Genomic DNA, 23362 nt, shown 5'->3' with positions numbered 1-23362 from the left:
CCACACCCGCCTCGTTCCCGACTGCGGGGCTCGCAAGCTCACTCCTCGCGCTCACCACACCCGCCTCGTTCCCGACTGCGGGGCTCGCAAGCTCACTCCTCGCGCTCACCACACCCGCCTCGTTCCCGACTGCGGGGCTCGCAAGCTCACTCCTCGCGCTCACCACCATGGTGCCGAATCCTTCGGAGGTGAAGACCTCCAGCAGCGTGGAGTGGGCGACCCGGCCATCGACGACGTGCGCGGCCGGCACCCCCTGTTGCACCGCCCGCAGGCACGCCTCCATCTTGGGCACCATGCCGCTGGACAGCGACGGCAGCAGCGCCGCCAGCTCGTCCACGGTGATCTCGCTGACCAGGCTGTCGGTGTCGGGCCAGTCGGCGTAGAGGCCGGGCACGTCGGTGAGGACGACCAGCTTGCGGGCGTCGAGGGCGACGGCGAGGGCGGCGGCGGCCGTGTCGGCGTTCAGGTTGTGCAGCACCCCGTCGGCGTCGGGCGCCACCGTGGAGATCACCGGGATGCGGCCGGCCGCGATCAGGTCGGTGACCGCCGAGGCGTCGACCGACTCCACGTCGCCGACCTGCCCCACGTCGACCGCCTCCCCGTCGACGTACGCGGGCCGCCGCACGGCGGTGAACAGCCCGGCGTCCTCGCCGGAGAGGCCCACCGCGAACGGCCCGTGGGCGTTGATCAGGCCGACGAGCTCCCGGCCGACCTGGCCGACGAGGACCATCCGGACCACGTCCATCGCCTCCGGGGTGGTGACCCGCAGGCCGCCCCGGAACTCGCTGGCGATGCCCAGCCGGCCGAGCATGGCGGAGATCTGCGGGCCGCCGCCGTGCACCACGACCGGCCGGAGGCCGGCGTAGCGCAGGAAGACCATGTCGGCGGCGAAGGCCCGCTGGAGCTCCGGGTCGATCATGGCGTTGCCGCCGTACTTGACCACGACGGTCGAGCCGGAGAAGCGGGCCAGCCAGGGCAGCGCCTCGATCAGCGTGGCCGCCTTGACCTGGGCGCGGGCGAGATCGGTGGAGAGGCTCATGTCGAGTAGGCCGAGTTCTCGTGTACGTACGCGTGGGACAGGTCGTTGGTCCAGATCGTCGCCGCGGCGGCGCCGGCGTGCAGGTCGATGCGGATGGTGACGTCCCGTCCGCTCAGGTCGACCTTGGACCGGTCCTCGGCGGCGGCGCCGGAGCGGCACACCCACACGCCGTTGACCGCGACGTCGACCCCGTCGGGCTCGAAGGCGGCGGCGGTGGTGCCGACGGCGGCGAGGATCCGACCCCAGTTCGGGTCGTTGCCGAACAGCGCCGTCTTGACCAGGTTGTTGCGCGCCACCGACCGCCCCACCTCGACGGCGTCGTCCTCGCTGGCCGCCCCGACCACGTCGATGGCGATCTGCTTGGTGGCGCCCTCGGCGTCGGCGATGAGCTGCTGGGCCAGGTCGTGGGCGGCGGCGGTGACGGCGGCCGCCAGCTCGGCCGGGGTCGGCGCGATGCCGCTCGCGCCGCTGGCCAGCAGCAGCACCGTGTCGTTGGTCGACATGCAGCCGTCGGAGTCGATCCGGTCGAAGGTGACCCGGCACGCCTCGCGCAGGGCGGCGTCGAGGGCCTCCGGCCCGGCCACCGCGTCGGTGGTCAGCACGCAGAGCATGGTGGCCATCGCCGGCGCGAGCATGCCCGCCCCCTTGGCCATGCCGCCGACGGTCCAGCCGCTGCCCCGCGCCACCGCGGTCTTGGGCCGGGTGTCCGTGGTCATGATGGCCTCGGCGGCCGCCGCGCCGCCGTCGCGCGACAGCCGGCGGATCGCCGAGCGTACGCCGGGGAGCAGCTTCTGCATGGGCAGCCGCTCGCCGATCAGGCCGGTCGAGCAGACCGCCACGTCGGCGGCGCCGAGCATCATCCGCGCGCTGGCCGAGGTGAGCGCGGCGGCGGTGTGCTCGGCGGTGGCGTGGGTGTCCTGGAAGCCGGCCGGACCCGTGCACGCGTTGGCGCCGCCGGAGTTGAGCACCACGGCCCGGGCGACCCCGCCGCGCACCACCTGCTGCGTCCAGAGCACCGGCGCGGCCTTGACCCGGTTGGCGGTGAACACGCCGGCGACGCCGGCGTCCGGGCCGTCGTTGACAACCAGCGCGACGTCGCTCGCGCCGCTGGTCTTGAGCCCGGCGGCCACCCCGGCCGCGCGGAACCCCCGCGGAGTCGTGACGCTCACCGCGCTCCCCCTTCGTCCGCGACCGCCCGGCCGCGCCGCGCCGCACTCACCGCTACTGCTCCCTCGTTCACGACCGCCCAGATCCGCCGCGTCGCGTTCCTCGCGCCCACAGGTACCGCTCCCTCGTTCGCATACGCCGGGCTGCGCCGCGTCGTGATCCACGCGCTCACGGTGCGACGCCCCAGACGGACAGGCCTGTGGTCTCCGGCAGGCCGCACATGAGGTTGGCGTTCTGCACCGCCTGGCCGGCGGCGCCCTTGCCGAGGTTGTCCAGCGCGCTCAGCACGATCATCCGCCGGGAGTCGACGTCGACGGTGGCCTGGAGGTGGCAGGAGTTGGAGCCGAGGGTGGCGGCGGTGTGCGGCCAGGCCCCCTCCGGCAGGACGTGCACGAAGGGCGCGTCCGCGTACGCCTCGGCGAGCACCGCCCGCGGGTCGACCCCCCGGGCCGGCACGGCCGTCACCGTGGCGAGGATGCCCCGGGGCATCGGCGCGAGCACCGGCGTCAGCGACAGGCCGGTCGCGCCGGTGGCCTGCTTGATCTCCGGTACGTGCTGGTGGGTGCCCACGCGGTAGGGAGACAGGTCGCCCATCACCTCGCTGCCGAGCAGGTGCGGCTTGGCCGCCTTGCCCGCACCCGAGGTGCCCGAGGCGGCGACGACCACCACGTCGGCCGGGGCGGCGGCACCGGCGGCCACCAGCGGGGCGAGGGCCAGGATGATCGCGGCGGCGTAGCAGCCCGTGTTGGCGACCCGGGTGGAACCGGCGATCAGCTCCCGCTGGCCGGGCAGCTCGGGCAGGCCGTAGGTCCACGGGCCGGCGTGGGTGCCGCCGTAGTAGTTGGCCCAGGCGTAGGGGTCGGCGAGCCGGTGGTCGGCGCCCAGGTCGACGACGCGCACCTCGGGCGGGAGCTGGGCCGCCAGGGCCGCCGACTGCCCGTGCGGCAGGGCCAGGAAGACCAGGTCCGCGTCGGCCAGCGTCGCCGCGTCCGTCTCGCCGAGGATCATGTCCAGGCCGGCGAGCTGCGGATGTACGACGTCGAGCCGGTGCCCGGCCTGGCTGTGCGCGGTGGCGGCGACCAGCTCGAACTCCGGGTGCCCGGCGACCAGGCGGATCAGCTCGCCCCCGGCGTAGCCGCTCGCCCCGGCAATCGCAACCCGGATACTCATTCCCACCTCCGCATGACTATGCAGGAAGCCTAGCAATGACGGACCGCCCTCTGCAAGTTCATGCAGTTGACCGTATGGCGATGAGAGACGTGACCCCCGTCATGGCGGAGGCCCGCGCCGCAGTGCGCCACGGGCCTCGAACCGGCGGGGGACCACTCAGAGGCGGCCCTCCTCGACCGCACGGGTCACCCACGGGATGACCTCGTCGAGCATCTCGTCCAACGAGGTGCTCGCCGTGAAGCCCAGCACCTCACGGGACTTGGTCACGTCCGGCACCCGCTTCTGCACGTCGTACTGGTACGGCTCGTCGGAGACGTACCGGAACGGCACGTGCTCGCCCTTGATCTTGCGCCAGATCAGCTCGGCCAGCTCCAGGACCGTGGTCGACTCGGCCGTGGAGAGGTTGAAGTCCTCGTTGCGCGCCGCCGGGTGCTCGATCGCCGTGGCGATGCCCCGGGCCAGGTCGCCGCCGTAGGTGTAGTGCCGGACCTGGTTGCCCTCGCCGAGAACGTGCAGCGGGTCCTGCCCCTTCACGATCTTCTGCACCAGATCGGGCACGACATGCGACATGGCCAGCTTGACGTTGCCGGAGAGCACCTCGGCCTGCCCCAGCGCCCGCCCCTCCCCCACGCCGACACAGTTGAACGGCCGCACGATCGTGTACGGCAACTGATACTGCTCCCAGGCCGCCCGGGCGTAGTACTCCACGGCCAGCTTCTGGAAACCGTACGACGACAGCGGCGGCGGGATGCGGCGCTCGTCGCCCTCCCGGCTGGGCCAGTGCTCGGTGGACTCAAAGACCATCGACGAGGAGAGGTAGGTGACCTTCGCCAGGCGGCCGTCGCGGTGGGCGCGGATCGCCGCGTCGCAGGTGGAGGCCATGATCCGCTCGTTCGTGGCGAGCAGGTCGTAGGCGTACGCGTGGAAGTAGGAGATGCCGCCGATCATCGCCGCCCCGGCGACCAGGTGGTCGCAGCCGTCCAGCAGCTCGGTGAGCAGGTCCGCGTCCCGGGCGTCACCCTCGACGAACCGGAACCGGGGGTGCTGGTCGTAGCTGTGGGTGACCGGGCCGTACTTGGAGAAGTCGTCCACACCGACGACCTCGTGGCCCCGGTCCAACAACTCGGAGACGAGGTAGCCGCCGATGAAGCCGGCCGAACCAGTTACCAGGACCTTCGCCACGTGCGCTCCTATGCGGTCTGTTCGAACTCGGTGCTGTCCTGCGGGTCGCGCTGGGCCGGCACGACCCCGGTCGGGGTGGTGCGCCCGGACAGTTTCTCCCGTGCCAGCCGTCGACCGTATGCGAAGAAATACCAGCGCAGGTAGCCGAGAAGGAAGCGACCCAGGTCGAAGTGGGACTCCCCCAGCGGCCGGTCCAGCCAGATGGTCGGGATCTCGGCCACGGGCAGCCGCAGCCGGGTCGCCTTCGCGGTCAGCTCCAGCCCGATCTCGAAGCCGGTACGCGACTCGATCCCCACCTCCCGCACGAACGCGGTGTCGTACGCCTTGAAGCTGTTCGTGGCGTCGCGGGTGCCGACGCGGGCGAGGGTGTAGAGGCTGCGCCCCGCCCAGCGCGACATCATCCGCTTCAGCCGGGGCCCGCCGACCTGCTGGCCCCCGGGCATGTAGCGGGACGCGGCGGCGACCACCACCCCCCGGTCGACCAGCCGGGCCAGCTCGTCGATCTGGCGGGGATCGTCACAGCCGTCGGCCATGGTCACGACCACGACCGGGGCGAGCGCCGTGTCGATGCCGAACCGGATCGCGTTGGCCGGACCACGGCCGTAGGTGTTGAGCACCGCCCGCACCCGCGGGTCCGTGCGCGCGACCTGCTCGACGTACGGCACGGTGGTGTCCTCGGGCATGTCGTGCACGACCAGCACCTCGGCGGGCAGCAGCATCTCGCGCAGCATCCGCTCCAGGCAGCGCAGGATCGCCTCGCCCTCGTTGTAGACCGGCACGATCACCGAGACCCGGGGCTTCACACCCGCACCCCCTGCCCGGTCAGGCCCCACATGTCGATGACCGGCTTGTCGGTCTCCAGGCGTGCGTACTGCTCGTGCGGGGCGGCGATCACCAGCACGTCGGCCCGGCGCAGCACCTCGTCCAGGTCGACGAACCGCTCGTCGGCCACGTGGGGGTCCGTGCAGAGCGTCTCGCGGGTCTTCAGCGCCAGGATCTTGCGCAGCTTGTACGCCAGGCTCTCCCGGGGATCGTCGCTTCCGCCCTTGAAGGCCATCCCGAGGATGCCCACGGTCAGCTCGGACAGGTCGAAGCGGTCCTCCAGGCGGGACACCAGGTAGAGCGGCAGCCCCTCGTTGATCAACATGGCGGAGTGGCCGAGCACGAAGTTGTTCCGGTTGAACGCGGCCAGCTGCATGGTGTCCTTGAACAGGCACGGCCCGGCCGCGAACCCGGGCATCGGCAGGTCCGCCGCGCGCGGGTAGTCGTGCGCCACGGCGTGCCGGATCCGGGCGAAGTCCAGACCGAAGTCGTTGGCCATCATCCAGAACTGGTTGGCGGTGGCGAACTTGATGTAGCGCCACGTGTTGGTGAACAGCTTCGCCAGCTCGGCCTCCTCGGGCTCGAGCGGCACGATCTGGGTGGTGAGGTGCCGGAACAACTTCTCGGCGCGGGCGAGCGCCCCCGGCGTACGGGCGGCGACGATCTGCGGCAGCGTGAACAGCTCCGTCATCGCCCGCCCCTCGGCGATGCGCTCCGGACAGAACGCCACGTCGGCGCGGATGCCCTTGCCGGCGAGCAACTTCTCGGTCAGCGCGGTGACCCCGGGGTAGACGGTGCTGCGCAGCACGACGAGCTGCCCGTCGCGCAGGTGCTCGGCGCAGCGCTCCAGGGCCCGGGGCACGGCGCCCAGGTCCGGGTTGAGGTGCTCGTCGACCGGGGTGCCGACCACCACGACGAGGTGCTCGGAGGCGCCGACGCTGGCCGGGTCGGTGCTGGCGCGCAGCCGGCCGGTGGCCACCGCCTCCGCGAGCGCCTCGGCCGCGCCGGGCTCAGCGAAGGGCAGCCTGGCCGCGTTGACGGTGTCGACCGCGTCGGCGTTGATGTCGTACAGCACGACGGAGAGGCCGCGCGAGGCGAAGGCGATGCCCAGCGGCAGCCCCACCCGCCCGCAGCCGCCCACGACGCAGACATCGATGGTGGTGATCGGCGGATCCTCGGACATGACTCGACTCCCGTGGGGGCGGCGGGGGGTGTGACTCCGGCTACACCTGGAATCAAAGCAGGTTAACCGCTCGGATGTGACTGGCGGGTAGCCAAAAATTCCGAGGCCCCTGACCTTTCAGCCGATACGTCGGAGGTGATCTTGTGTCGAGTCGCTCGCTCCTCGAGGAGCAGGATCTCCGGGTGCGTGACGAATGCCCCTCCCGCGCCGGCGGAAGGGGCATTCGTCGTCACTCAGGCGCCGCGCAGGGTGGCGCCGAAGCGCTCCGCGGCGCGGGCGACCGCCGCGTCCCGTGCGGCCACCGCCTCCTCCACGGTCAACGTCCGGTCCGGCGCCCGGAAGGTGAGCTTGTACGCCAGCGACCTGCGGTCCGCCCCGAGCTGCTCCGAGGCGTACACGTCGAACAGGCGCACGCCCTCCAGCAGGCCGCCGGCGCCCTCGACGAGGGCCTGCTGCACCTGCGCCGCCGGCACCGAGGAGTCGACGACCAGCGCCACGTCGATCAGCGCCGGGGGGAAGCCCGACACGACCGGCGCGGACGCCACCGGGGCGGCCGGCAGCGCGTCCAGGTCGAGCTCCATGGCGCTGGTGCGCCGGGGCAGCTCCAGCGCCGCCAGGACCGCCGGATGCAGCTCGCCGGCGTGCCCGACCACGGTGCCGTCGACCAGCAGCTCGGCGCACCGGCCGGGGTGCCAGGGGGCGTGCTCGGCGGCCCGGACCTCGATCCGCTCGGCGGGGACCTCGGCGGCGGCCAGCACGTCCCGGCCGGCCTGTACGGCGTCCGCCCAGCCGGCCGGGCGGCCCGCGCCCCACCAGCCCGCCGGCTCCACGTCGCCGGTCAGGACGACGGCGACGTGCCGGGGCTGCTCGGGCACCACCGCGTCGGCGGCGGCGAACTCCTCGTCGGTGGGGCGCCGGTCCACGCCCATCGCCGGCGGGCTGCCGGCGCCGGTACGCGGGTGGAACACCGCGCCGATCTCGTAGAGCGCGAGGTCGCGCTGGCCCCGGCCGAGGTTGCGCTTGACGATGCCGAGCAGCGGGCCCAGCAGCGTGGTGCGCAGCAGCGGCTCCTCCTCCGACAGCGGGTTGGCCAGCCGCACCGCGCGCCGACGCGGGTCGTCGGCCGGCAGGCCGAGCTGGTCGGCCAGCCCGGGGGCGACGAACGGGTGCGCGAGCACCTCGACGTACCCCCGCTCGGCCAGCGACCGGGCCACGGCCCGGCGGCGCCGCTGCTGCCAGGTCAGGCCGCGACCGGGCGGCGCGGTCGGCAGCACCGACGGCACCCGGTCGTACCCGTCGAGGCGGACCACCTCCTCGACCAGGTCGGCCGGGTCGGTCAGGTCGGGCCGCCAGGTCGGCGGGGTGACGCTGAGCGCGTCGTCGGCACCGGCGGTCACGCCGACCTCGCCCGGGTCCTCGGCCAGCCGGTCGGCGCCCCGCGCGACGGTGCAGCCGACCTGCTCCAGCAGGGCGACCACCCGCGCCGGCGGGTAGTTCACGCCGACCCGCCGGCTCGGCAGGTCGACCGGCAGCACGACGGGGGTACGCGGCCGGACGTGGTCGACGTCGAGGATCTCGTCCCCGGCCGCGCCACCGGCGTGCTCGGTGAGCAGCCCGACCGCCCGCGCGATGGCGACCAGCGGCAGGGCCGGGTCGACGCCCCGCTCCCAGCGCTTCGCCGCCTCGCTGAACAGCTTGTGCCGGCGGGCGGTGCGCCCGACCATCACCGGGTCCCAGTGGGCGGCCTCGAAGAGCACGTTCGTCGTCCCGGCGACGACCTCGCTCGTCTCGCCACCCATCACGGCGGCCAGCGAGATCGGGCCGGTGTCGTCGCAGATCACCATGTCCTCGGGCGCGAGGGCGCGGGTGACCCCGTCCAGGGTCGTCAGCTTCTCCCCCGCCCCGGCGCGCCGGACCACCAGCGGCCCGGCGATCCGGTCGGCGTCGAAGGCGTGCATCGGCTGGCCCAGCTCGAGCATCACGTAGTTGGTGATGTCGACCGGCAGCGAGATGCAGCGGATGCCGGCGGCGGTGAGCCGCCGCTGCATCCAGCCGGGGGTGGGCGCCGCCGGGTCGACGCCGCGCACGAGGCGGGCGGCGAACCGGTCGCAGCCGACGGTGTCGCGCACCTCGACCGGGTACGCCGGCGTGTCGGTGCCGCCGGGCGCGGGCGCCAGGCCCGGGTCGCGGAACGGCACGCCGAGGGCGTGCGACAGCTCCCGGGCCAGGCCGCGCACGCTCATCGCGTACCCCCGGTCGGGGGTGATCTCCACCTCGACCACGACGTCGTCGAGCCCGACGACGGGCCGCGCGTCGTCGCCCGGCTTGGCCGGTACGTCCCCGGGCAGCACGATGATGCCGTCGTGGTCGTCGCCCAGGCCCAGCTCCCGCGCGGAGCAGATCATGCCGTTGGAGTTGCGCCCGTACGTCTTGCGCGCGCCGATGGCGAAGCCGCCGGGCAGCACGCCACCGGGCAGGATCACCACGACCCGGTCGCCGGGGGCGAAGTTACGCGCCCCGCAGACGATCTCCTGCGGCTCGCCGGTGCCGTTGGCGTCGCCGACGTCGACCCGGCAGAACCGGATCGGCTTCTTGAAGCCGGTCAGCTCCTCGATCTCGCGGACCTCACCGACGACCAGCGCACCGGTGACGGTCTCCCGCAGGTCCACCACGGACTCGACCTCGACGCCGAGGTCGACCAGGGCCTGCTCCAGGTCGGCCGTGGGCAGGTCGGCGGGGAGGTCGACGTACTCCCGCAGCCAACTGACAGAAACTCGCATGACTCAGACCACCGTCTCCGTGACTCGTACCCGCATCGCCTACGCCCCGACCCCGAACGCGCGGGTGAACCGCACGTCGCCCTCGGCCATGTCCCGCATGTCGCTGACCCCGTGCCGGAACATCACCGTCCGGTCGATGCCCATGCCGAACGCGAATCCGGAGTAGGCCTCGGGGTCGATGCCGCAGGCGCGCAGCACCCGCGGGTTGACCATGCCGCAGCCGCCCCACTCGACCCAGCGCGGGCCGTCGCGGTGCTCGGGGAACCAGACGTCGAACTCGGCGGACGGCTCGGTGAACGGGAAGTAGTGCGGCCGGAAACGGGTCCTCGCGCCCGCGCCGAACATCGCCCGGGCGAAGTGGTCCAGGGTGCCGCGCAGGTGCGCCATGGTGATGCCCCGGTCGACCACGAGGCCCTCCACCTGGTGGAAGACCGGCGCGTGGGTGGCGTCCAACTCGTCGGTGCGGTAGACCCGGCCCGGCACGATCACGTAGATCGGCGGCTTGCGGGTCAGCATGGTGCGCGCCTGCACCGGCGAGGTGTGCGTACGCAGCACCAGGCCGGAGCCCTCCGTGCCCTCCGGCGGCGCGACGTGGAAGGTGTCCATCAGGCCGCGCGCCGGGTGGTCGGCGGGGATGTTGAGGGCGTCGAAGTTCGTCCACTCCAACTCGACCTCGGGCCCCTCGGCCACCTCGTAGCCCATGCCGACGAACAGGTCGCTGACCTGCTCCATCAGCGTGCTGATCGGGTGCCGGGCGCCGCGGGGCCGCCGGTCGTTCGGCAGCGTCACGTCGACGCGCTCCTCCACCAGCACCCGCTGCGCCTGCTCCCGGTCCAGCACCTCCTGGCGGGCGGCGTACGCGGCCTCGACGGCGCGGCGGGCCTCGTTGACCCGCTTGCCGGCGTCGGACTTCGCGGCCGGCGGCAGCGCGCCGATCTCGCGGCGGGCCAGCGAGATCGGCGACCGGTCGCCGAGGTGCGCCGGGCGCAGCGCGGTCAGCGCGTCGGGGTCGGCGGCCTCGGCGAACGCCTTCTCGGCGGCGGCGACGGCCTCGGCCAGGGCGGCCGGGTCGAGCAGGGCGACCTGCTTCGGATCGTACGGATCGTTGCGGTAGCTCATGACGTACGGGCACTCCCTCACGGCGGCGCCAGCCCTCACTCAGGCGGCGAAGCGAGTCTACGGACGCGCGGCTGTGCCGCAGCCCGCCGGTGGGAGTTGTGCGGGGAGCAGGTCAGGCCCGCCGCCCGCCGACACCGGCGGGCTGGCTAAACGAACGCCGTGGCGCGTTCATGGGCGGACGCTCTCCTCTGCTGGACGGCTCGCGGGACCGGCGACCGGTCACCGCTGCGCTCTCGCTGAAGCGTACAGGCAGACCGCGGCGGCCGCAGCCAGGTTCAGGCTCTCGGCGCGCCCGTGCAGGGGCACCCGGACCCGGGCGTCGGCGGCGGCGGTGAGCGCCTCGGGCAGCCCGTGCGCCTCGGAGCCGAAGAGCCACGCGGTGGGGGCGGCCAGCCGCCCGTCGTCGGCCAGGTCGTCGAGGTCGTCCTCGCCGTAGCCGGTGGTGGCGAGGACGGTGAGCCCGGCGGCGCGCAGCGCCGCGACGACCTCCACCGGGTCGGGGGCGCGGACCACGTCGACGTGGAAAAGGCTGCCGGCCGAGGCCCGCACGCACTTGCCGTTGTACGGGTCGACGGCCTCGCCGGCGAAGACGACCGCGCCGGCACCCGCGGCGTCGGCGGTGCGCAGCACCGTGCCCGCGTTGCCCGGGTCGCGGATCCCGGCGAGCACCGCCACCAGGCGGGGCCCGTCGGCCAGGGCCCGCTCCAGGGGCACGTCGAGGTGGCGGCAGACGGCGACGAGGCCCTGCGGGGCCACGGTCTCGGCCAGCGCGGCGAGCGCCTCGTCGGTCGCCTCGGACACGGGCACGTCGGCGCGGGCCGCGACGGCGGCCAGGTCGGCGTGGCGGTCCAGGGCGGCGGGCGTACCGAAGAGTTCGGTGACCACCCCCGGGCGGGCCAGGGCCTCTCGGACCGCCTGCGGCCCCTCGGCCAGGAAGCGGCCGGCGGCCTCGCGGTCCCGGCGGCGCTGCAACCGCCGGGCGGCGACCACCCGGGGCGTACGCGGGGTGAAGGGGCCGGAGACAGCGTCGAGGCGTCTCCCGCGCGATGGTGACTGCATGGGAGACGCCTCGATCTGCTGGTGCGCGGGGATCAGGCGGCCTGGGCCGCCGCGCCGCCGGTGCCCTCGGCCGCGACCGCGGCCCGGGCCAGCTCGACGATCGCCGCGAAGGCGGCGGCGTCGTTGACGGCCAGGTCGGCCAGGATCTTGCGGTCGACCTCGATGCCGGCCAGGCGCAGGCCCTGGATCAGGCGGTTGTAGGTCATCCCGTTGGCGCGGGCGCCCGCGTTGATCCGCTGGATCCACAGCTGCCGGAAGTCGCCCTTGCGGTCGCGACGGTCCCGGTAGGCGTACTGCATCGAGTGCAGCACCTGCTCCTTGGCCTTGCGGTAGAGGCGGGAGCGCTGACCGCGGTAGCCGCTCGCGGTCTCCAGCAGGGTACGGCGCTTCTTCTGGGCGTTCACAGCCCGCTTGACGCGTGCCATCTCAACTCCTAGTTACGTAAAGGTGGCGCGCGTCAGCGGCCGAGCAGCTTCTTGATGCGCTTGACGTCGGCCTTGGCCAGCACCACGGTGCCGGTCAGCCGACGGGTCTGGGTGGAGGGCTTCTTCTCCAGGTTGTGCCGGAGGCCGGCCTGCTGGGCAACGATCTTGCCCTTGCCGGTCACCTTGACCCGCTTGCCCATCCCCGTGTGGCTCTTCATCTTCGGCATGTGGAACGTCTCTCCCCTGTTACTCGCCGCTGTTGTCGGCGACTGTGCCGGTGTCACCGGCCGCTGCGGGCTCGCCGGCCGGGGCGCCCTCGGCGTCCCGCTCCCTCGGCCCGCCTCGGGTGGCCGTGGCGGCGACCGCTGCGGCCTTGGTGGCGCGGTGCGGCGCGAGCACCATGATCATGTTTCGACCGTCCTGCTTGGGAGCGGCCTCGACGTACCCCAGCTCCGAGATCTCCGACTCGAGCCGGCGCAGGAGCCGGTAACCCAGCTCCGGGCGGCTCTGCTCGCGACCGCGGAACATGATCGTCACCTTGACCTTGTCGCCGGCCTTCAGGAACCGCACCACGTGACCCTTCTTGGTCTCGTAGTCGTGCGGGTCGATCTTCGGCCGGAGCTTCATCTCCTTGATGACGGTCTGCTGCTGGTTACGCCGCGCTTCGCGCGCCTTGAGTGCGCTCTCGTACTTGAACTTGCCGAAGTCCATGAGCTTGCACACCGGCGGGCGCGCCATCGGCGCAACCTCGACCAGGTCCAGGTCTACGTCCGCGGCCAGCTGAAGGGCGCGCTCCAGCGGGACGATGCCCACCTGCTCACCCTCGGGGCCGACCAGTCGGACCTCACGTGCCCGGATCTGCTCGTTCACGCGTGGTTCGACGCTGATGGGGCCTCCTCGAGTCAAGATCTCTGCGTGGCCGACCCCGCGGCTCCCGGGTGGGAGCCGACCTGGAAAGCAGAAGGCCCCGGCGCATGCCAGGGCCCGCTCGACCGGTCGGCACGATCACATGATCGCGCATCCGGTGCCGGGACGTGCCCGGAACCGGTGACCGGACCCGGCCACCGTGGTGGCGACTCGGGTGGGAGCAGGCGCTCCTCTTTCAAGGCTGTGTGCGTGGCGCGACTGCGCGCACGCGGGGACAGCCTGGTCGACTCACCCACACTACACCCTCGCCCGGACGAGCACCCACCCGGGCACCCGGTCAGCGGCCGGTGGCGCCCTCGGCGAGCCGGGCCTGGTGCGCCTGGTGCAGCCGGCGCAGGGCGCGGACCCCTTCCACGGCCCGCTCCTTGTCGGCGGCCTGGAGGGCGACCATCGGCAGCAGGTCGTCGTCGTGCAGCTCCAGGCTGGCCCAGGGCGCGCCCCGGTCGAAGCGGACGCCCCGGACGACCTCCCACGGCAGCTCGTACGAGCCGACGAGATTGCGCACGCGCACGCCCCGCGCGGTCGCGTCGACCCGGGGGCGGGTGAAGATCAGGAGGGCGAGCGCGCCCAGGATGCCGAGCCCGACCATCGCGATCTGGTCGCCGCGCTGGAAGCTGCCGTAGCCGTTGCCGGTCGCGCCGCTCAGCGTGGTCGCCAACAGGCTGAACACCACGAACAGCACGGCTGCGGAGATCCAGCAGACCAGCCGGACGCGGTGCGGGCGGAGGTGGACGGACTCGGTTTCGCTCACCCCACCAGTCTGCCACCCGAACCGGGCCGCTCCCGCGCCGCCACACGTTCCACAGGCGGGACGGCCTTCCCGGGACCCCGCCGACCGCGCCCCCGGCCGGCGACCAGGGCCGCCGTGAGGGTGAGCAGCGCCCCGGCGAGCACCGGCAGCCGCAGGCCGGGACCGCCCGGCAGCAGCGCGTCCAGCAGCAGGGCGCCGCCCAGCTGGCCGGCGACCAGGGCGAGCCCGGTCCGCAGCACGCCGACCGCCGGGACCCCGACCAGCAGGGCCGCCACGATGACGACGCCGAGCAGGCCGCCGGTGTAGAGGTACCAGTCGCCCGGCCAGGTCGGGCGCGGCCCGGTGAGGGCCCCGGCAAGCGCCGCGACCAGCAGCACGACGGGCGTGGCCGTGGCGAAGTTGACCACCATCCCGGCGGCGGCCGAGCTGGCGGCGGAGACGCGCGCGTTCAGCGCGGACTGGAGCGCGACGCCCAGCCCGCCGGCCACGGCGAGCAGGACCAGGCCGAGGGCGAGGTCGCCGACGGGCTGGCCGAGCTGGGCCAGCGTCACGGCCGCCACGCCGAGCAGCGCCCCGGCCACCCGTGGCCGGGTGAGCGCCAGCCGTCCCACGGGCGCCAGCCCGGCCCGGTCGACGGCCAGCCCGCCGAGGCTGCCGCCGGCGACCTGGGCGATGGTGAAGACCGCCACCCCGAGCACCGGCACGATGTACGCCCCGGCCAGCACGATCGCCGCCCCGCCGAGCCCGCCCAGGTAAGTCCACCAGGGCAGCCGGGCCCGGCGCAACGCGGCGAGGCCGGTGCGGGCCGACGGCAGCGCCAGCACCCCGAGGCCCACCAGCAGGGCCCCGCCGAGGTTGTTGACCACCGCGCCGAGGGTCGCGTTGCCGGCCCGCTCGCCCAGCTCGGCGTTGGCCGCGCCCTGGGCCGCCGAGGCGACGCCGGCGAGGGTGACCAGGGTCAGCGCCGCCCACGGCGGCAGGGCGCGCGACACCGCCGACGGCGCCGCGGCGCCCGCCGCCGTGGGCGGGCGGCTCACAGCCGGCAGGCGTGGATGTTGGTGACCAGGATCGCGCGGGCGCCGAGCTCGTACAGCTCGTCCATGATCCGGTGCACGTCGTCGCGGAGCACCATCGCCTGCACCGCCACCCAGCCCTCGCGGTGCAGCGGCGAGACGGTCGGCGACTCGATGCCCGGGGTCAGCGAGCTGGCCCGGTCGAGCAGGCCCGCGGGCACGTCGTAGGCGAGCATCACGTAGCGGCGGGCGACCAGCACCCCGTGCAGCCGGCGCAGCAGCTGCGCGGACTGCGGGTGGGTCTCGGCGGCGGCGCGGCGCACCAGCACCGCCGACGAGCGCAGCAGCGGCTCGCCGAAGACCGCCAGGCCGGCCTGGCGCAGCGTGGCGCCCGTCTCCACCACGTCGGCGACCACGTCGGCGACGCCGAGGCGTACGGCGTTCTCCACCGCGCCGTCGAGGCGGATCACCTCGGCCTCGAGCCCCAGCTCCGCGAGGTGCCGCTCGACCAGCCCCGGGTACGCGGTGGCGATGCGGTGCCCGCCCAGCTCCCGCACCGAGGCGATGTCGTCGGGGCGGGCGGCGAAGCGGAAGGTGGCCCGGCCGAAGGCGAGGTCGACGACCTCCTCGGCGGGGGCGCCGGAGTCGATCAGCAGGTCCCGGCCGGTGATGCCCAGGTCCAGGTCGCCGGAGCCGACGTAGGTGGCGATGTCCTTCGGGCGCAGGTAGAAGAACTCGACGTCGTTGGCCTCGTCGCGGCAGACGAGGTCCTTCGGGTCGGTGCGCTGGCGGTAGCCCGCCTCGCGCAGCATCTGGGCGGCTGGCTCGGCCAGGGTGCCCTTGTTGGGGATGGCGACACGCAGCATGACGGAGTGCTCCTTCGATCGAAACTGATCAACGACGGGGCGCACTCACAGATGTCGGTAGACGTCCTTCAGGTCGAGACCGCTGGCCAGCATCAGCACCTGGACCTGGTAGAGCAGCTGGGAGATCTCCTCCGCCGTACGCTCCGGTCCCTCGTGCTCGGCGGCCATCCACGACTCGGCCGCCTCCTCGACGACCTTCTTGCCGATGAAGTGCACGCCCTTCTCGAGCGCGGCGACCGTGCCCGAGCCGGGGGTGCCCGCAGCGGCCTTGGCCTGCAGCTCGGCGAACAACTCCTCGAACGTCTTCACGCCGCGATTCTTCCAGCCGCCCCGACGACCCCGGTGCGCCGGGTAGGCGCCCCGTTCACCGACCGGGAACGCCGCACGGTGGTGCGTCCCCGGTCGGGCGCGGGATCAGCCGCCGAAGCCGACCCGGTGGCCGTTGCCGGCGAGGTCGCGGATCGTCAGCGCGGCGTCCAGGGCGGCGACGGTGGCCGCCCAGCCCTTGTCCTCCGCCGAGCCGGGCAGCCCGGCGCGGTCCCGGGCCTGCGCGAGGGTGTCGACGGTCAGCACGCCGTGCGCGACCGGCTTGCCCTCGTCCAGCGCCACCCGGGTCAGCCCGTCCGTCACGGACCGGCAGACGTAGTCGAAGTGGGCCGTGGCGCCCCGGACCACCACGCCGAGGGCGACCACCACGTCGCAGCGCCGCGCGAGGGCCTGGGCCACCACCGGCAGCTCGACCGAGCCGGCCACCCGCGCCGTGACCGCCCGGGCCCCGCACGCCTCGGCGGCGGCGACCGCCCGGTCGAGCATGTGGTCGGTCAGCTCGCCGTGCCAGCGGGCCGCGACCACGCCGACGGTCATCCCGGCGGCGTCGACCGCCGTCACTCCCGGTTCACCGAAACCCGCCACGCCTACGCTCCGATCTCGTCGCCGAGGACGGGGCGGCCCATGGGGGCCTCGGTCACCTCGTCCAACTCGTCCAGCAGGTGCCCCATCCGGTCCCGCTTGGTGCGCAGGTAGCGCACGTTCTCCGGGTGCGGGCGCACCGGCAGCCCCTCGCGGCCGGTGACGGTCAGCCCGTAGCCCTCCAGCCCGGCGCGCTTGGCCGGGTTGTTGGTGAGCAGCCGCATCGAGCGCACCCCGATGTCGTAGAGGATCTGCGCGCCGGTGCCGTAGTCGCGGGCGTCGGCCGGCAGGCCCAGGTCGAGGTTGGCGTCGACCGTGTCGCGGCCCTGGTCCTGGAGCTGGTACGCCTGGAGCTTGTGCAGCAGGCCGATGCCGCGCCCCTCGTGGCCGCGTACGTAGAGCACCACGCCCCGCCCCTCCCGGGCGACCCGGTCCAGGGCGGCGTCGAGCTGCGGGCCGCAGTCGCAGCGCACCGAGCCGAACACGTCGCCGGTGAGGCACTCGGAGTGCACCCGCACCAGCACGTCGCGCCCGTCGCCGATCTCGCCCGCGACCAGGGCGACGTGCTCGGCCGAGTCGTGCTCGCTGCGGTAGCCCAGGGCCCGGAACACGCCGTGGCGGGTGGGCATCCGGGCGTCGGCGACCAGCTCGACCTGCTTCTCAGTGCGCCGCCGGTACGCGACGAGGTCGGCGATCGTGATCAGGGTCAGCGAGTGCTCGGCGCAGAACTTCTCCAGGTCCGGCACCCGCATCATGGTGCCGTCGTCGTTGACCAGCTCGCAGAGCACGCCGGCGGGGCGCAGCCCGGCCAGCCGGGTCAGGTCGACGGCGGCCTCGGTGTGCCCGGGCCGGCGCAGCACGCCGCCCTCGCGGGCCCGCAGCGGCACCACGTGCCCGGGGCGGGCCAGGTCGGCCGGGCCGGTGCCGGGGTCGGCGAGCAGCCGGATGGTGTGCGCCCGGTCGGCGGCGGAGATGCCGGTGCTGACGCCCTCGCGGGCGTCGACGGTCACCGTGTAGGCGGTGCCGCGCCGGTCCTGGTTGGTGTGGTGCTGCGGCGGCAGGTCCAGCCGGTCGCACTCGCTCTCGGTCAGCGGCGCGCAGATGTAGCCCGACGTGTGGCGCACCATGAACGCGAGCAGCTCCGTCGTCGCCAGCTCGGCGGCGAAGATCAGGTCGCCCTCGTTCTCCCGGTCGGCGTCGTCGACCACGACGACGGGCCGGCCGGCGGCGACGTCCGCCACCGCCTGCTCGATACTGCCAAAGGTGGTCATGCCACGGCCTCCGAGTAGGTCGACGGGATCGGGGCGGGCGCCGGGCGGGCGACCCGCGAGGTGCGCCACCAGGCCACCAGGCCCCAGGCGCAGAAGGCGCCGTAGACGAGGTACATGGCGGCCGAGGGGTAGAAGCCGCCGCGCAGCAGCAGCGGCACGCCGACCGCGTCGACGGCGATCCAGATGAGCCAGAAGTCCACCCAGCCGCGCGCCATGCCGTACGTGGCGAGCAGGCTGCCGGTGAGGATCCAGGCGTCCGGCAGCGGCCCCCAGGAGCCGAGGGCGGCGAGCACCGGGTACGCCGCGGCGGTGCCGATCACGGCCGCGAGCAGCAGGCCCAGCCGTTCCCGGCGGGTGGCCCAGCGGGGCGCCACCGCGGTCCGGTCGCCGTCACCGCCCCGGCGGCGGTGGCGCGACCAGCGCCACCAGCCGTAGACGCTGACCGAGAAGAAGAAGACCTGCCGGCCGGCCTGCCCGTAGAGGTCGTGCGCCTGCGGGGTGGCGAAGACGCCGCCCAGGAAGACGGTGAACAGCAGCGCGTTGCCGATCATGCCGACGGGCCAGGCCCAGACCAGCCGGCGCAGGCCGAACACCGCCGACGCCAGCCCGAAGCCGTTGCCGACGATCTCGCGCACCAGCACCGGCGAGCCGGCGATGTCGACCTGTGCGTCGAGCAGCCAGCCGAGCGGGCCCATCAGGCCGCTCCGCCCGGCAGCCCGGCGACCGGCAGCCCGCCGGGCGGGTCGGCGTCGGGGACGGCGGGCCCGGCCAGCCGGGCGCCCAGTAGCCGCTCGACGTACTTGGCGAGCACGTCCACCTCGAGGTTGACCGGGTCGCCGACGCGGCGGGCGCCGAGGGTGGTCAGCTTCAGCGTGGTGGGGATCAGCCCGACCGCGAACCAGTCCTCCCCGACCCCGGCGACGGTCAGCGAGACGCCGTCGACCGTGATCGAGCCCTTCTCCACCACGTACCGGGACAGGGCGGCGGGCAGCCGGAACCGGACGGTCTCCCACTGCGCGGCCGGCTCGCGGGCGACGACCTCGCCGACGCCGTCGACGTGCCCCTGCACGAGGTGCCCGCCGAGGCGGCTGCCCAGCGCGGCGGCCCGCTCCAGGTTGACCGGGTCGCCGGCGCGCAGCGCGCCCAGCGAGCTGCGGCGCAGGGTCTCCCCCATCACGTCCGCGGTGAAGGTCCCGTTCTCGACGTCGACCACGGTCAGGCAGACGCCGTTGACCGCGATCGAGTCGCCGTGCCGGGCGTCCGAGGTGACCAGCGGGCCGCGGACGGCGACCAGCGCCGAGTCCCCCGCCGTCTCGGTGACGCGGACGACCTCACCCAACTCCTCGACGATGCCGGTGAACATGTCAGCCCTCCCTCTTCCGGGGCAGCGCGGTGATCCGCAGGTCGGGTCCGACCTGCGTGACGTCGACGTACTCCAGGTCGATGGCCTCGGCGATGGTGGTCACGCCGGCGTCGACGAGGGCGGTCGGGCCGGCGCCGAGCAGCCGGGGCGCCACGTAGCCGACGATCTTGTCGACGAGGCCGGCGGCCAGGAAGGCGCCGGCCAGCTTCGGGCCGCCCTCCAGCAGCGCGGCGCGCACCCCGCGCCCGTGCAGCGCGGCGAGCAGCGCCGGCAGGTCGACGCGGCCGTCGGGCCCGGCGCCGACCTCCGCGGCGGTGGCGATCCAGGTGCGGGCCGCGCCGTCGCGGACCCGGGCGTCGGCCGGCGTACGCCCGTCGGTGTCCACCACGACCCGCAGCGGCTGCCGGATGGCGAGCGTGCCGTCGCGCAGGTTGCGGGCGGTGAGCCGGGGGTCGTCGGCGAGGACCGTGCCCACCCCGGCGAGGACCGCGTCGACGGTGCCGCGCAGCGCGTGCACGTCCATCCGGGCGGCCTCGGAGGTGATCCACATGCTGGTGCCGTCGGCCGCCGCCGACCGGCCGTCCAGCGTCGCGGCGAACTTCCAGATGACGTACGGCCAGCCGCGGCGCATCGAGGTGAGCCAGGCGATGTTGCCGGCCTCCGCCTCGCAGGCGCGTACCCCCGTGTCGACCTGGACCCCGGCGGCGCGCAGCGTGGCGGCGCCCCCGGTGGCCAGCGGGTTGGGGTCGGGCACGGCGATGACGACGCGGGCCACGCCGGCCCGCACGAGCGCGGTGCTGCAGGGGCCGGTGCGGCCGGTGTGGTCGCAGGGTTCCAGGGTGACCACGGCGGTGCCGCCGCGGGCCCGCTCCCCGGCCTGGGCTAGCGCGACGATCTCGGCGTGCGGCCCGCCGGCGTAGGCGTGGAACCCCTCGCCGACCACCTGCCCGTCGGCGTCGAGCAGCACGCAGCCGACCACCGGGTTGGGGCTGGTCGTGCCGAGACCGCGCGCGGCGAGTTCCACCGCGCGACGCATCGCCTCGTCGACGGAGACGCCGGCCATGCCCTGCCCTCTCACTCGCCGGTCGACGCGCGGGCGGTGACGGGAGGCAACGGCATGGGGCCGCGAGCGTGCGGCGGCGGAGATCCGGGTACGGCGGAGCCGCCCCGGGGGGCGCGCACGGCACGCTGAACTCAGCGGCCGGGCAGGCCCGTCCGTCCCGCGCGCTGTCTCCCATCCGGACTGTCTGGGGGCGGGGGTTGCCCGCTCCCAACCGTCGGCCCCGGATTCTCACCAGGTCCACCGGGCGGCACGAGGCCGACCGGGTCGCGGGCTTACCACGGTCACGCCGTGGATCACCGCCGGTTCGGAATTACACCGAGTCCCGCCAGCGCGTGGTGGGTACACGGGAAGTGTTACACGCCGCACGGGGGGTCGCGCCACCCGGGCGGTGCACTTCACAGCAACAGCGCACGAATCAGGTAACGCCGCGCCGCCGGTCCACCGCCACGTACGAGCCGGGCTGGCTCTTGGCCACGGTCTTCATCTCGGAGGCGACGGCGATCGCCTCCAGCGGGTTGGTGAAGCGCTTGCCGGAGTCGGAGAGGCACACGCCGATCGAGAGGGTGACCAGGGCGGCCCGCCGGATGTTGCCCCGGCGGTCCTTCAGCTCCACGTAGCCGCGCGCGGCGTCCACGGGGTCGTAGAGCGAGTCGGCGGCCTTCTCGAAGTCGGCGGAGACCCGGGAGGTGAGCGGCCGGACCTGCTCCGGCGCGCAGACGATGACGAAGTCGTCCCCGCCGACGTGCCCGAGGAAGGCCGGTGGCAGCCCCACCGAGACCACCGCCCGGTGCAGGCTGCGGGCCAGGGCGGAGATGAAGTCGTCGCCCCGGACGAAGCCGTAGCGGTCGTTCACGCTCTTGAACCGGTCGATGTCGATGTAGCCGACGGCGTAGTCGACCCCGCTGCGGACCCGGTCGGAGATCTCCCGGCGGATCCGGCTGTTTCCGGGCAGCCCGGTCAGCGGCGAGACCTCGCGGAACTCCTTGTTGCGGCGCAGCGTGGAGCTGACCCGGGCGACCAGCTCGGCGGTGTCGAAGGGCTTGACCAGGTAGTCGTCGGCGCCGGCGCTGAGCCCGTGCACCTTGTCCACCGTCATGCCCTTGGCGGTCAGCATGATCACCGGCAGGGCCGAGGTCATCGGGTCGGCCCGCAGTCGCCGGGTCAGCTCCAACCCGTCGATGCGCGGCATCATCAGGTCGACCACCGCCAGGTCGGGGCGCTGGCGCTCGATGACCTCGAGCGCCTCCTGCCCGTCGCTTGCGTGGATCACCTCGAAGCCGTGCAGGCGGAGGTTGAACTCGACGAAGCGCGCGATGTCCTCGTCGTCGTCGACGACGAGGATCACGTCCTGGCGGTCGTCGGCGGGTTCCACGTCAGGCCCCGGAGGCGGCGCGTTCCGCGAGTGCCCGCAGCTTCCGCACGGCCTCTGCGGGGTCGTCGGCGCCGTAGACAGCGGTGCCGGCGACGAAGGCGTCGGCCCCCGCCTCGGACGCCTGGGCGATGGTGTCGGCGGCGATGCCGCCGTCGACCTCGATGCGCAGTTCGAGGTGGCCGGCGTCGACGTGCCTGCGGGCCGTACGCACCTTGTCGAGCAGTTGCGGGATGAACCGCTGCCCGCCGAAGCCGGCCTTGATCGTCATGATCAGCAGCGTGTCGAAGCTCGGCAGCAGCTCCAGGTAGGGCTCGATCGGGGTGTCCCGGTCGATCGCCAGCCCGGCCTTGGCGCCGGCCGAGCGCAGGTCCTTGGCCAGGGCCACCGGGTCGTCGCACGCCTCGGCGTGGAACGTCACGTTGTACGCCCCGGCGTCGGCGTACCCGGGTGCCCACCGGCGCGGATCCTCGATCATCAGGTGCACGTCGAAGGGCAGCTCGGTGGCGGCCCGCAGGCTCTGCACCACGGGCAGCCCGATGGTCAGGTTGGGCACGAAGTGGTTGTCCATGACATCCACGTGCAGCCAGTCCGCGGCGTTCTCGACGGCGCGGACCTCCTCGGCGAGGCGGGCGAAATCGGCGGCGAGGATGCTGGGCGCGACGATCGGCGGCGGTACGGTCACCGGGCCAGTGTACGAACGCGGCCGACGGCCGCCCGCAGCGCGCCACCACCCGGGACACCCGGTGACCCGGCGGTGACCAGTGGTGCAGAATTGGCCCTCCCGGCGCGGCGAAACCGGACGAAGGGCCATCCGTGACTGGCCGAACGACGGAAACGCGGCAAGACTCCATCAGGGACGGTGACGTGAGCCGCACGCCCGCGCGGTGCCCCGGCGGCGGTCGACGCGTCAGCTCCCGGAAAGGGCGGACGATGCGACGGTGGCTCGCGACGCTGGCGCTGGCCGGCACCCTGACGGTCCTGCTGTCCGGGTGCGTACGACCGGGCGGCTCCGACGGCGACCTCACCGACGACTGGCCGGCGCTGCGGGCGCCGCAGCTGTTCGTGCCGGCCACGGACGCCTGCCTGCCCCGGATCACCGCCGTCGTGCAGGCGCGCACCTACGAGGCGGTGGACTGCTCCCGCAGCCACCTGGCCGAGACCGTGCACGTCGGCAGGTTCACCGGTCCGGCCGCCGACGGCGACCGGCCCGCGCCGGGATCCGCCGCCCTGCGTCCCGCCCGCGCCGAGTGCGACCAACGCGCCCGCGAGGTGCTCGGCGGCGACTGGCACGCCGCCCGCATCACCCTGACCGTCGCGCTGCCCGCCACCTCGGCCTGGCGCGGGGGCGCCCGCTGGTTCCGGTGCGACCTGAGCGAGACCGGCAGCATCGACAACACCCGGCCGGTGAACCGTACGGGCAGCCTGCGGGGCGCGATGATCGGCGACTCCCCGCTGCTGCACCGCTGCTTCGACCCCAAGCTGATCGGCGACAACCTGAACTACATGGCTCCGGTGCTGTGCACCGAGCCGCACCGCGCCGAGTTCGTCGGCGTCTACGTGGAGCGGGACATGAGCTGGGCCGAGTTCGGCCGGTCCCACCAGCGGACGCACACCCGCTGCATGGCGCTCATCGCCGCCTTCGCCGAGGTGCCCAACAACAGCGACCTGCCGTACCGGGCCGGTTCGATCTTCTATCCGCCCTCGCAGCGGGAGTGGCAGGAGGGCGACCGCGGGGTGCGGTGCTTCCTGTGGAGCGACGACCGGAAGCTGACCCGCTCCATGCGCGGCGCGGGCCCGCAAGGGTTGCCCGCGAGCTGAGCGAGGGTGCCGTATGCTGCCGCACCGTGGCGTGTCCGGCCGCCCGTGCGCCGGCGGAACCGC

The 23362-nt window shown here is 74.0% G+C and carries 23 protein-coding genes, 1 pseudogene and 1 riboswitch; of the genes and pseudogenes, 1 reads left to right on the top strand and 23 read right to left on the bottom strand.

Features of this window, described 5'->3' with window-relative positions:
* Nucleotides 1-154: 154 nt before the first annotated feature.
* The 23 genes and pseudogenes from argB to rpe all read right to left on the bottom strand — a co-directional run.
* A pseudogene (gene argB, locus ACTMS2_RS23435) lies at nt 155-1039 on the bottom strand (acetylglutamate kinase); the annotation flags it as partial.
* Nucleotides 1036-2208 carry a bifunctional glutamate N-acetyltransferase/amino-acid acetyltransferase ArgJ gene (argJ, locus tag ACTMS2_RS23430; protein WP_441177304.1) on the bottom strand — a complete coding sequence of 391 codons (1173 nt, stop codon included), beginning with the start codon at nt 2206-2208 and terminating at the stop codon, nt 1036-1038. The gene argJ and the pseudogene argB, both read right to left, overlap by 4 nt.
* Nucleotides 2209-2374: 166 nt before the next feature.
* Nucleotides 2375-3376, bottom strand: coding sequence for an N-acetyl-gamma-glutamyl-phosphate reductase (gene argC, locus ACTMS2_RS23425; protein ID WP_441177303.1), 1002 nt, complete (start codon nt 3374-3376; stop codon nt 2375-2377).
* Nucleotides 3377-3532: 156 nt separating this feature from the next.
* The gene (locus tag ACTMS2_RS23420; RefSeq protein ID WP_441177302.1) at nt 3533-4558 is read right to left on the bottom strand and encodes an NAD-dependent epimerase/dehydratase family protein; all 1026 of its coding nucleotides are present in this window, start codon (nt 4556-4558) and stop codon (nt 3533-3535) included.
* Nucleotides 4559-4566: 8 nt separating this feature from the next.
* Nucleotides 4567-5361 carry a glycosyltransferase family 2 protein gene (locus ACTMS2_RS23415; protein WP_441177301.1) on the bottom strand — a complete coding sequence of 265 codons (795 nt, stop codon included), beginning with the start codon at nt 5359-5361 and terminating at the stop codon, nt 4567-4569.
* On the bottom strand, nt 5358-6563 hold the full coding sequence (locus ACTMS2_RS23410) for a nucleotide sugar dehydrogenase (RefSeq protein ID WP_441177300.1): 1206 nt from the start codon (nt 6561-6563) through the stop codon (nt 5358-5360). Before ACTMS2_RS23410 ends, ACTMS2_RS23415 begins: the two co-directional genes overlap by 4 nt.
* A gap of 233 nt (nt 6564-6796) precedes the next feature.
* Nucleotides 6797-9343, bottom strand: coding sequence for a phenylalanine--tRNA ligase subunit beta (gene pheT, locus ACTMS2_RS23405; protein ID WP_441177299.1), 2547 nt, complete (start codon nt 9341-9343; stop codon nt 6797-6799).
* A gap of 39 nt (nt 9344-9382) precedes the next feature.
* The gene (pheS, locus tag ACTMS2_RS23400; RefSeq protein WP_441177298.1) at nt 9383-10462 is read right to left on the bottom strand and encodes a phenylalanine--tRNA ligase subunit alpha; all 1080 of its coding nucleotides are present in this window, start codon (nt 10460-10462) and stop codon (nt 9383-9385) included.
* A gap of 219 nt (nt 10463-10681) precedes the next feature.
* Nucleotides 10682-11521, bottom strand: coding sequence for a TrmH family RNA methyltransferase (locus ACTMS2_RS23395; RefSeq protein ID WP_441177297.1), 840 nt, complete (start codon nt 11519-11521; stop codon nt 10682-10684).
* Nucleotides 11522-11553: 32 nt separating this feature from the next.
* The gene (gene rplT / locus ACTMS2_RS23390; protein ID WP_030335718.1) at nt 11554-11946 is read right to left on the bottom strand and encodes a 50S ribosomal protein L20; all 393 of its coding nucleotides are present in this window, start codon (nt 11944-11946) and stop codon (nt 11554-11556) included.
* Between the two features lie 32 nt (nt 11947-11978).
* Nucleotides 11979-12173, bottom strand: a complete 195-nt coding sequence (gene rpmI / locus ACTMS2_RS23385) for a 50S ribosomal protein L35 (protein WP_007458415.1) — start codon at nt 12171-12173, stop codon at nt 11979-11981.
* A 19-nt stretch (nt 12174-12192) separates the two neighbouring features.
* Nucleotides 12193-12816 carry a translation initiation factor IF-3 gene (gene infC / locus ACTMS2_RS23380; protein ID WP_089000940.1) on the bottom strand — a complete coding sequence of 208 codons (624 nt, stop codon included), beginning with the start codon at nt 12814-12816 and terminating at the stop codon, nt 12193-12195.
* A gap of 334 nt (nt 12817-13150) precedes the next feature.
* A complete protein-coding gene (locus ACTMS2_RS23375) occupies nt 13151-13624 on the bottom strand; it encodes a PH domain-containing protein (RefSeq protein ID WP_363902440.1) in 474 nt (157 codons plus the stop codon).
* Nucleotides 13621-14661: a DMT family transporter gene (locus ACTMS2_RS23370; RefSeq protein ID WP_441177296.1), complete on the bottom strand. Its 1041-nt coding sequence runs from the start codon at nt 14659-14661 to the stop codon at nt 13621-13623. Before ACTMS2_RS23370 ends, ACTMS2_RS23375 begins: the two co-directional genes overlap by 4 nt.
* A complete protein-coding gene (gene hisG, locus ACTMS2_RS23365) occupies nt 14658-15503 on the bottom strand; it encodes an ATP phosphoribosyltransferase (RefSeq protein WP_357978079.1) in 846 nt (281 codons plus the stop codon). The genes ACTMS2_RS23370 and hisG overlap by 4 nt, the downstream gene beginning before the upstream one ends.
* A gap of 45 nt (nt 15504-15548) precedes the next feature.
* Nucleotides 15549-15812, bottom strand: coding sequence for a phosphoribosyl-ATP diphosphatase (locus tag ACTMS2_RS23360; protein ID WP_088947482.1), 264 nt, complete (start codon nt 15810-15812; stop codon nt 15549-15551).
* 105 nt (nt 15813-15917) lie between these two features.
* Entirely contained in the window at nt 15918-16415 is a 498-nt protein-coding gene (gene ribH / locus ACTMS2_RS23355) for a 6,7-dimethyl-8-ribityllumazine synthase (protein WP_101409252.1), read from the bottom strand.
* A gap of 2 nt (nt 16416-16417) precedes the next feature.
* Nucleotides 16418-17683, bottom strand: coding sequence for a bifunctional 3,4-dihydroxy-2-butanone-4-phosphate synthase/GTP cyclohydrolase II (locus tag ACTMS2_RS23350; protein ID WP_441177295.1), 1266 nt, complete (start codon nt 17681-17683; stop codon nt 16418-16420).
* Nucleotides 17680-18378 carry a nicotinamide riboside transporter PnuC gene (gene pnuC / locus ACTMS2_RS23345; protein WP_441177294.1) on the bottom strand — a complete coding sequence of 233 codons (699 nt, stop codon included), beginning with the start codon at nt 18376-18378 and terminating at the stop codon, nt 17680-17682. The genes ACTMS2_RS23350 and pnuC overlap by 4 nt, the downstream gene beginning before the upstream one ends.
* On the bottom strand, nt 18378-19046 hold the full coding sequence (locus tag ACTMS2_RS23340; protein ID WP_441177293.1) for a riboflavin synthase: 669 nt from the start codon (nt 19044-19046) through the stop codon (nt 18378-18380). The genes pnuC and ACTMS2_RS23340 overlap by 1 nt, the downstream gene beginning before the upstream one ends.
* A 1-nt stretch (nt 19047) precedes the next feature.
* Nucleotides 19048-20109, bottom strand: coding sequence for a bifunctional diaminohydroxyphosphoribosylaminopyrimidine deaminase/5-amino-6-(5-phosphoribosylamino)uracil reductase RibD (gene ribD, locus ACTMS2_RS23335; protein ID WP_350820704.1), 1062 nt, complete (start codon nt 20107-20109; stop codon nt 19048-19050).
* Between the two features lie 159 nt (nt 20110-20268).
* Nucleotides 20269-20443: riboswitch (FMN riboswitch) on the bottom strand.
* Between the two features lie 81 nt (nt 20444-20524).
* Complete coding sequence (locus tag ACTMS2_RS23330) at nt 20525-21481, bottom strand: GGDEF domain-containing response regulator (protein ID WP_101409248.1); 957 nt, start codon at nt 21479-21481, stop codon at nt 20525-20527.
* Nucleotide 21482: 1 nt separating this feature from the next.
* Nucleotides 21483-22163: a ribulose-phosphate 3-epimerase gene (gene rpe / locus ACTMS2_RS23325; RefSeq protein ID WP_089000949.1), complete on the bottom strand. Its 681-nt coding sequence runs from the start codon at nt 22161-22163 to the stop codon at nt 21483-21485.
* Nucleotides 22164-22411: 248 nt separating this feature from the next.
* On the opposite strand from rpe, the gene ACTMS2_RS23320 reads away from it, so the two are divergent.
* Nucleotides 22412-23299: a septum formation family protein gene (locus ACTMS2_RS23320; protein WP_441177292.1), complete on the top strand. Its 888-nt coding sequence runs from the start codon at nt 22412-22414 to the stop codon at nt 23297-23299.
* The last annotated feature ends 63 nt before the right edge of the window (nt 23300-23362 follow it).

It is taken from the genome of Micromonospora sp. SD12, from assembly GCF_052068495.1.
Taxonomy (GTDB): Bacteria; Actinomycetota; Actinomycetes; order Mycobacteriales; family Micromonosporaceae; genus Micromonospora; species Micromonospora echinofusca.
Note: the sequence above shows the minus strand (reverse complement) of the source record. Positions and strands in the feature narration are given on the sequence as shown.

Coding starts and splice junctions, on each gene's coding strand:
- argC (WP_441177303.1), bottom strand. CDS start 3,376: ATGAGTATCCGGGTTGCGATTGCCGGGGCGAGCGGCTACGCCGGGGGC.
- ACTMS2_RS23410 (WP_441177300.1), bottom strand. CDS start 6,563: ATGTCCGAGGATCCGCCGATCACCACCATCGATGTCTGCGTCGTGGGC.
- pheT (WP_441177299.1), bottom strand. CDS start 9,343: ATGCGAGTTTCTGTCAGTTGGCTGCGGGAGTACGTCGACCTCCCCGCC.
- pheS (WP_441177298.1), bottom strand. CDS start 10,462: ATGAGCTACCGCAACGATCCGTACGATCCGAAGCAGGTCGCCCTGCTC.
- ACTMS2_RS23395 (WP_441177297.1), bottom strand. CDS start 11,521: ATGCAGTCACCATCGCGCGGGAGACGCCTCGACGCTGTCTCCGGCCCC.
- rplT (WP_030335718.1), bottom strand. CDS start 11,946: ATGGCACGCGTCAAGCGGGCTGTGAACGCCCAGAAGAAGCGCCGTACC.
- rpmI (WP_007458415.1), bottom strand. CDS start 12,173: ATGCCGAAGATGAAGAGCCACACGGGGATGGGCAAGCGGGTCAAGGTG.
- hisG (WP_357978079.1), bottom strand. CDS start 15,503: ATGCTGCGTGTCGCCATCCCCAACAAGGGCACCCTGGCCGAGCCAGCC.
- ACTMS2_RS23350 (WP_441177295.1), bottom strand. CDS start 17,683: ATGACCACCTTTGGCAGTATCGAGCAGGCGGTGGCGGACGTCGCCGCC.
- pnuC (WP_441177294.1), bottom strand. CDS start 18,378: ATGGGCCCGCTCGGCTGGCTGCTCGACGCACAGGTCGACATCGCCGGC.
- ACTMS2_RS23340 (WP_441177293.1), bottom strand. CDS start 19,046: ATGTTCACCGGCATCGTCGAGGAGTTGGGTGAGGTCGTCCGCGTCACC.
- ribD (WP_350820704.1), bottom strand. CDS start 20,109: ATGGCCGGCGTCTCCGTCGACGAGGCGATGCGTCGCGCGGTGGAACTC.
- ACTMS2_RS23320 (WP_441177292.1), top strand. CDS start 22,412: ATGCGACGGTGGCTCGCGACGCTGGCGCTGGCCGGCACCCTGACGGTC.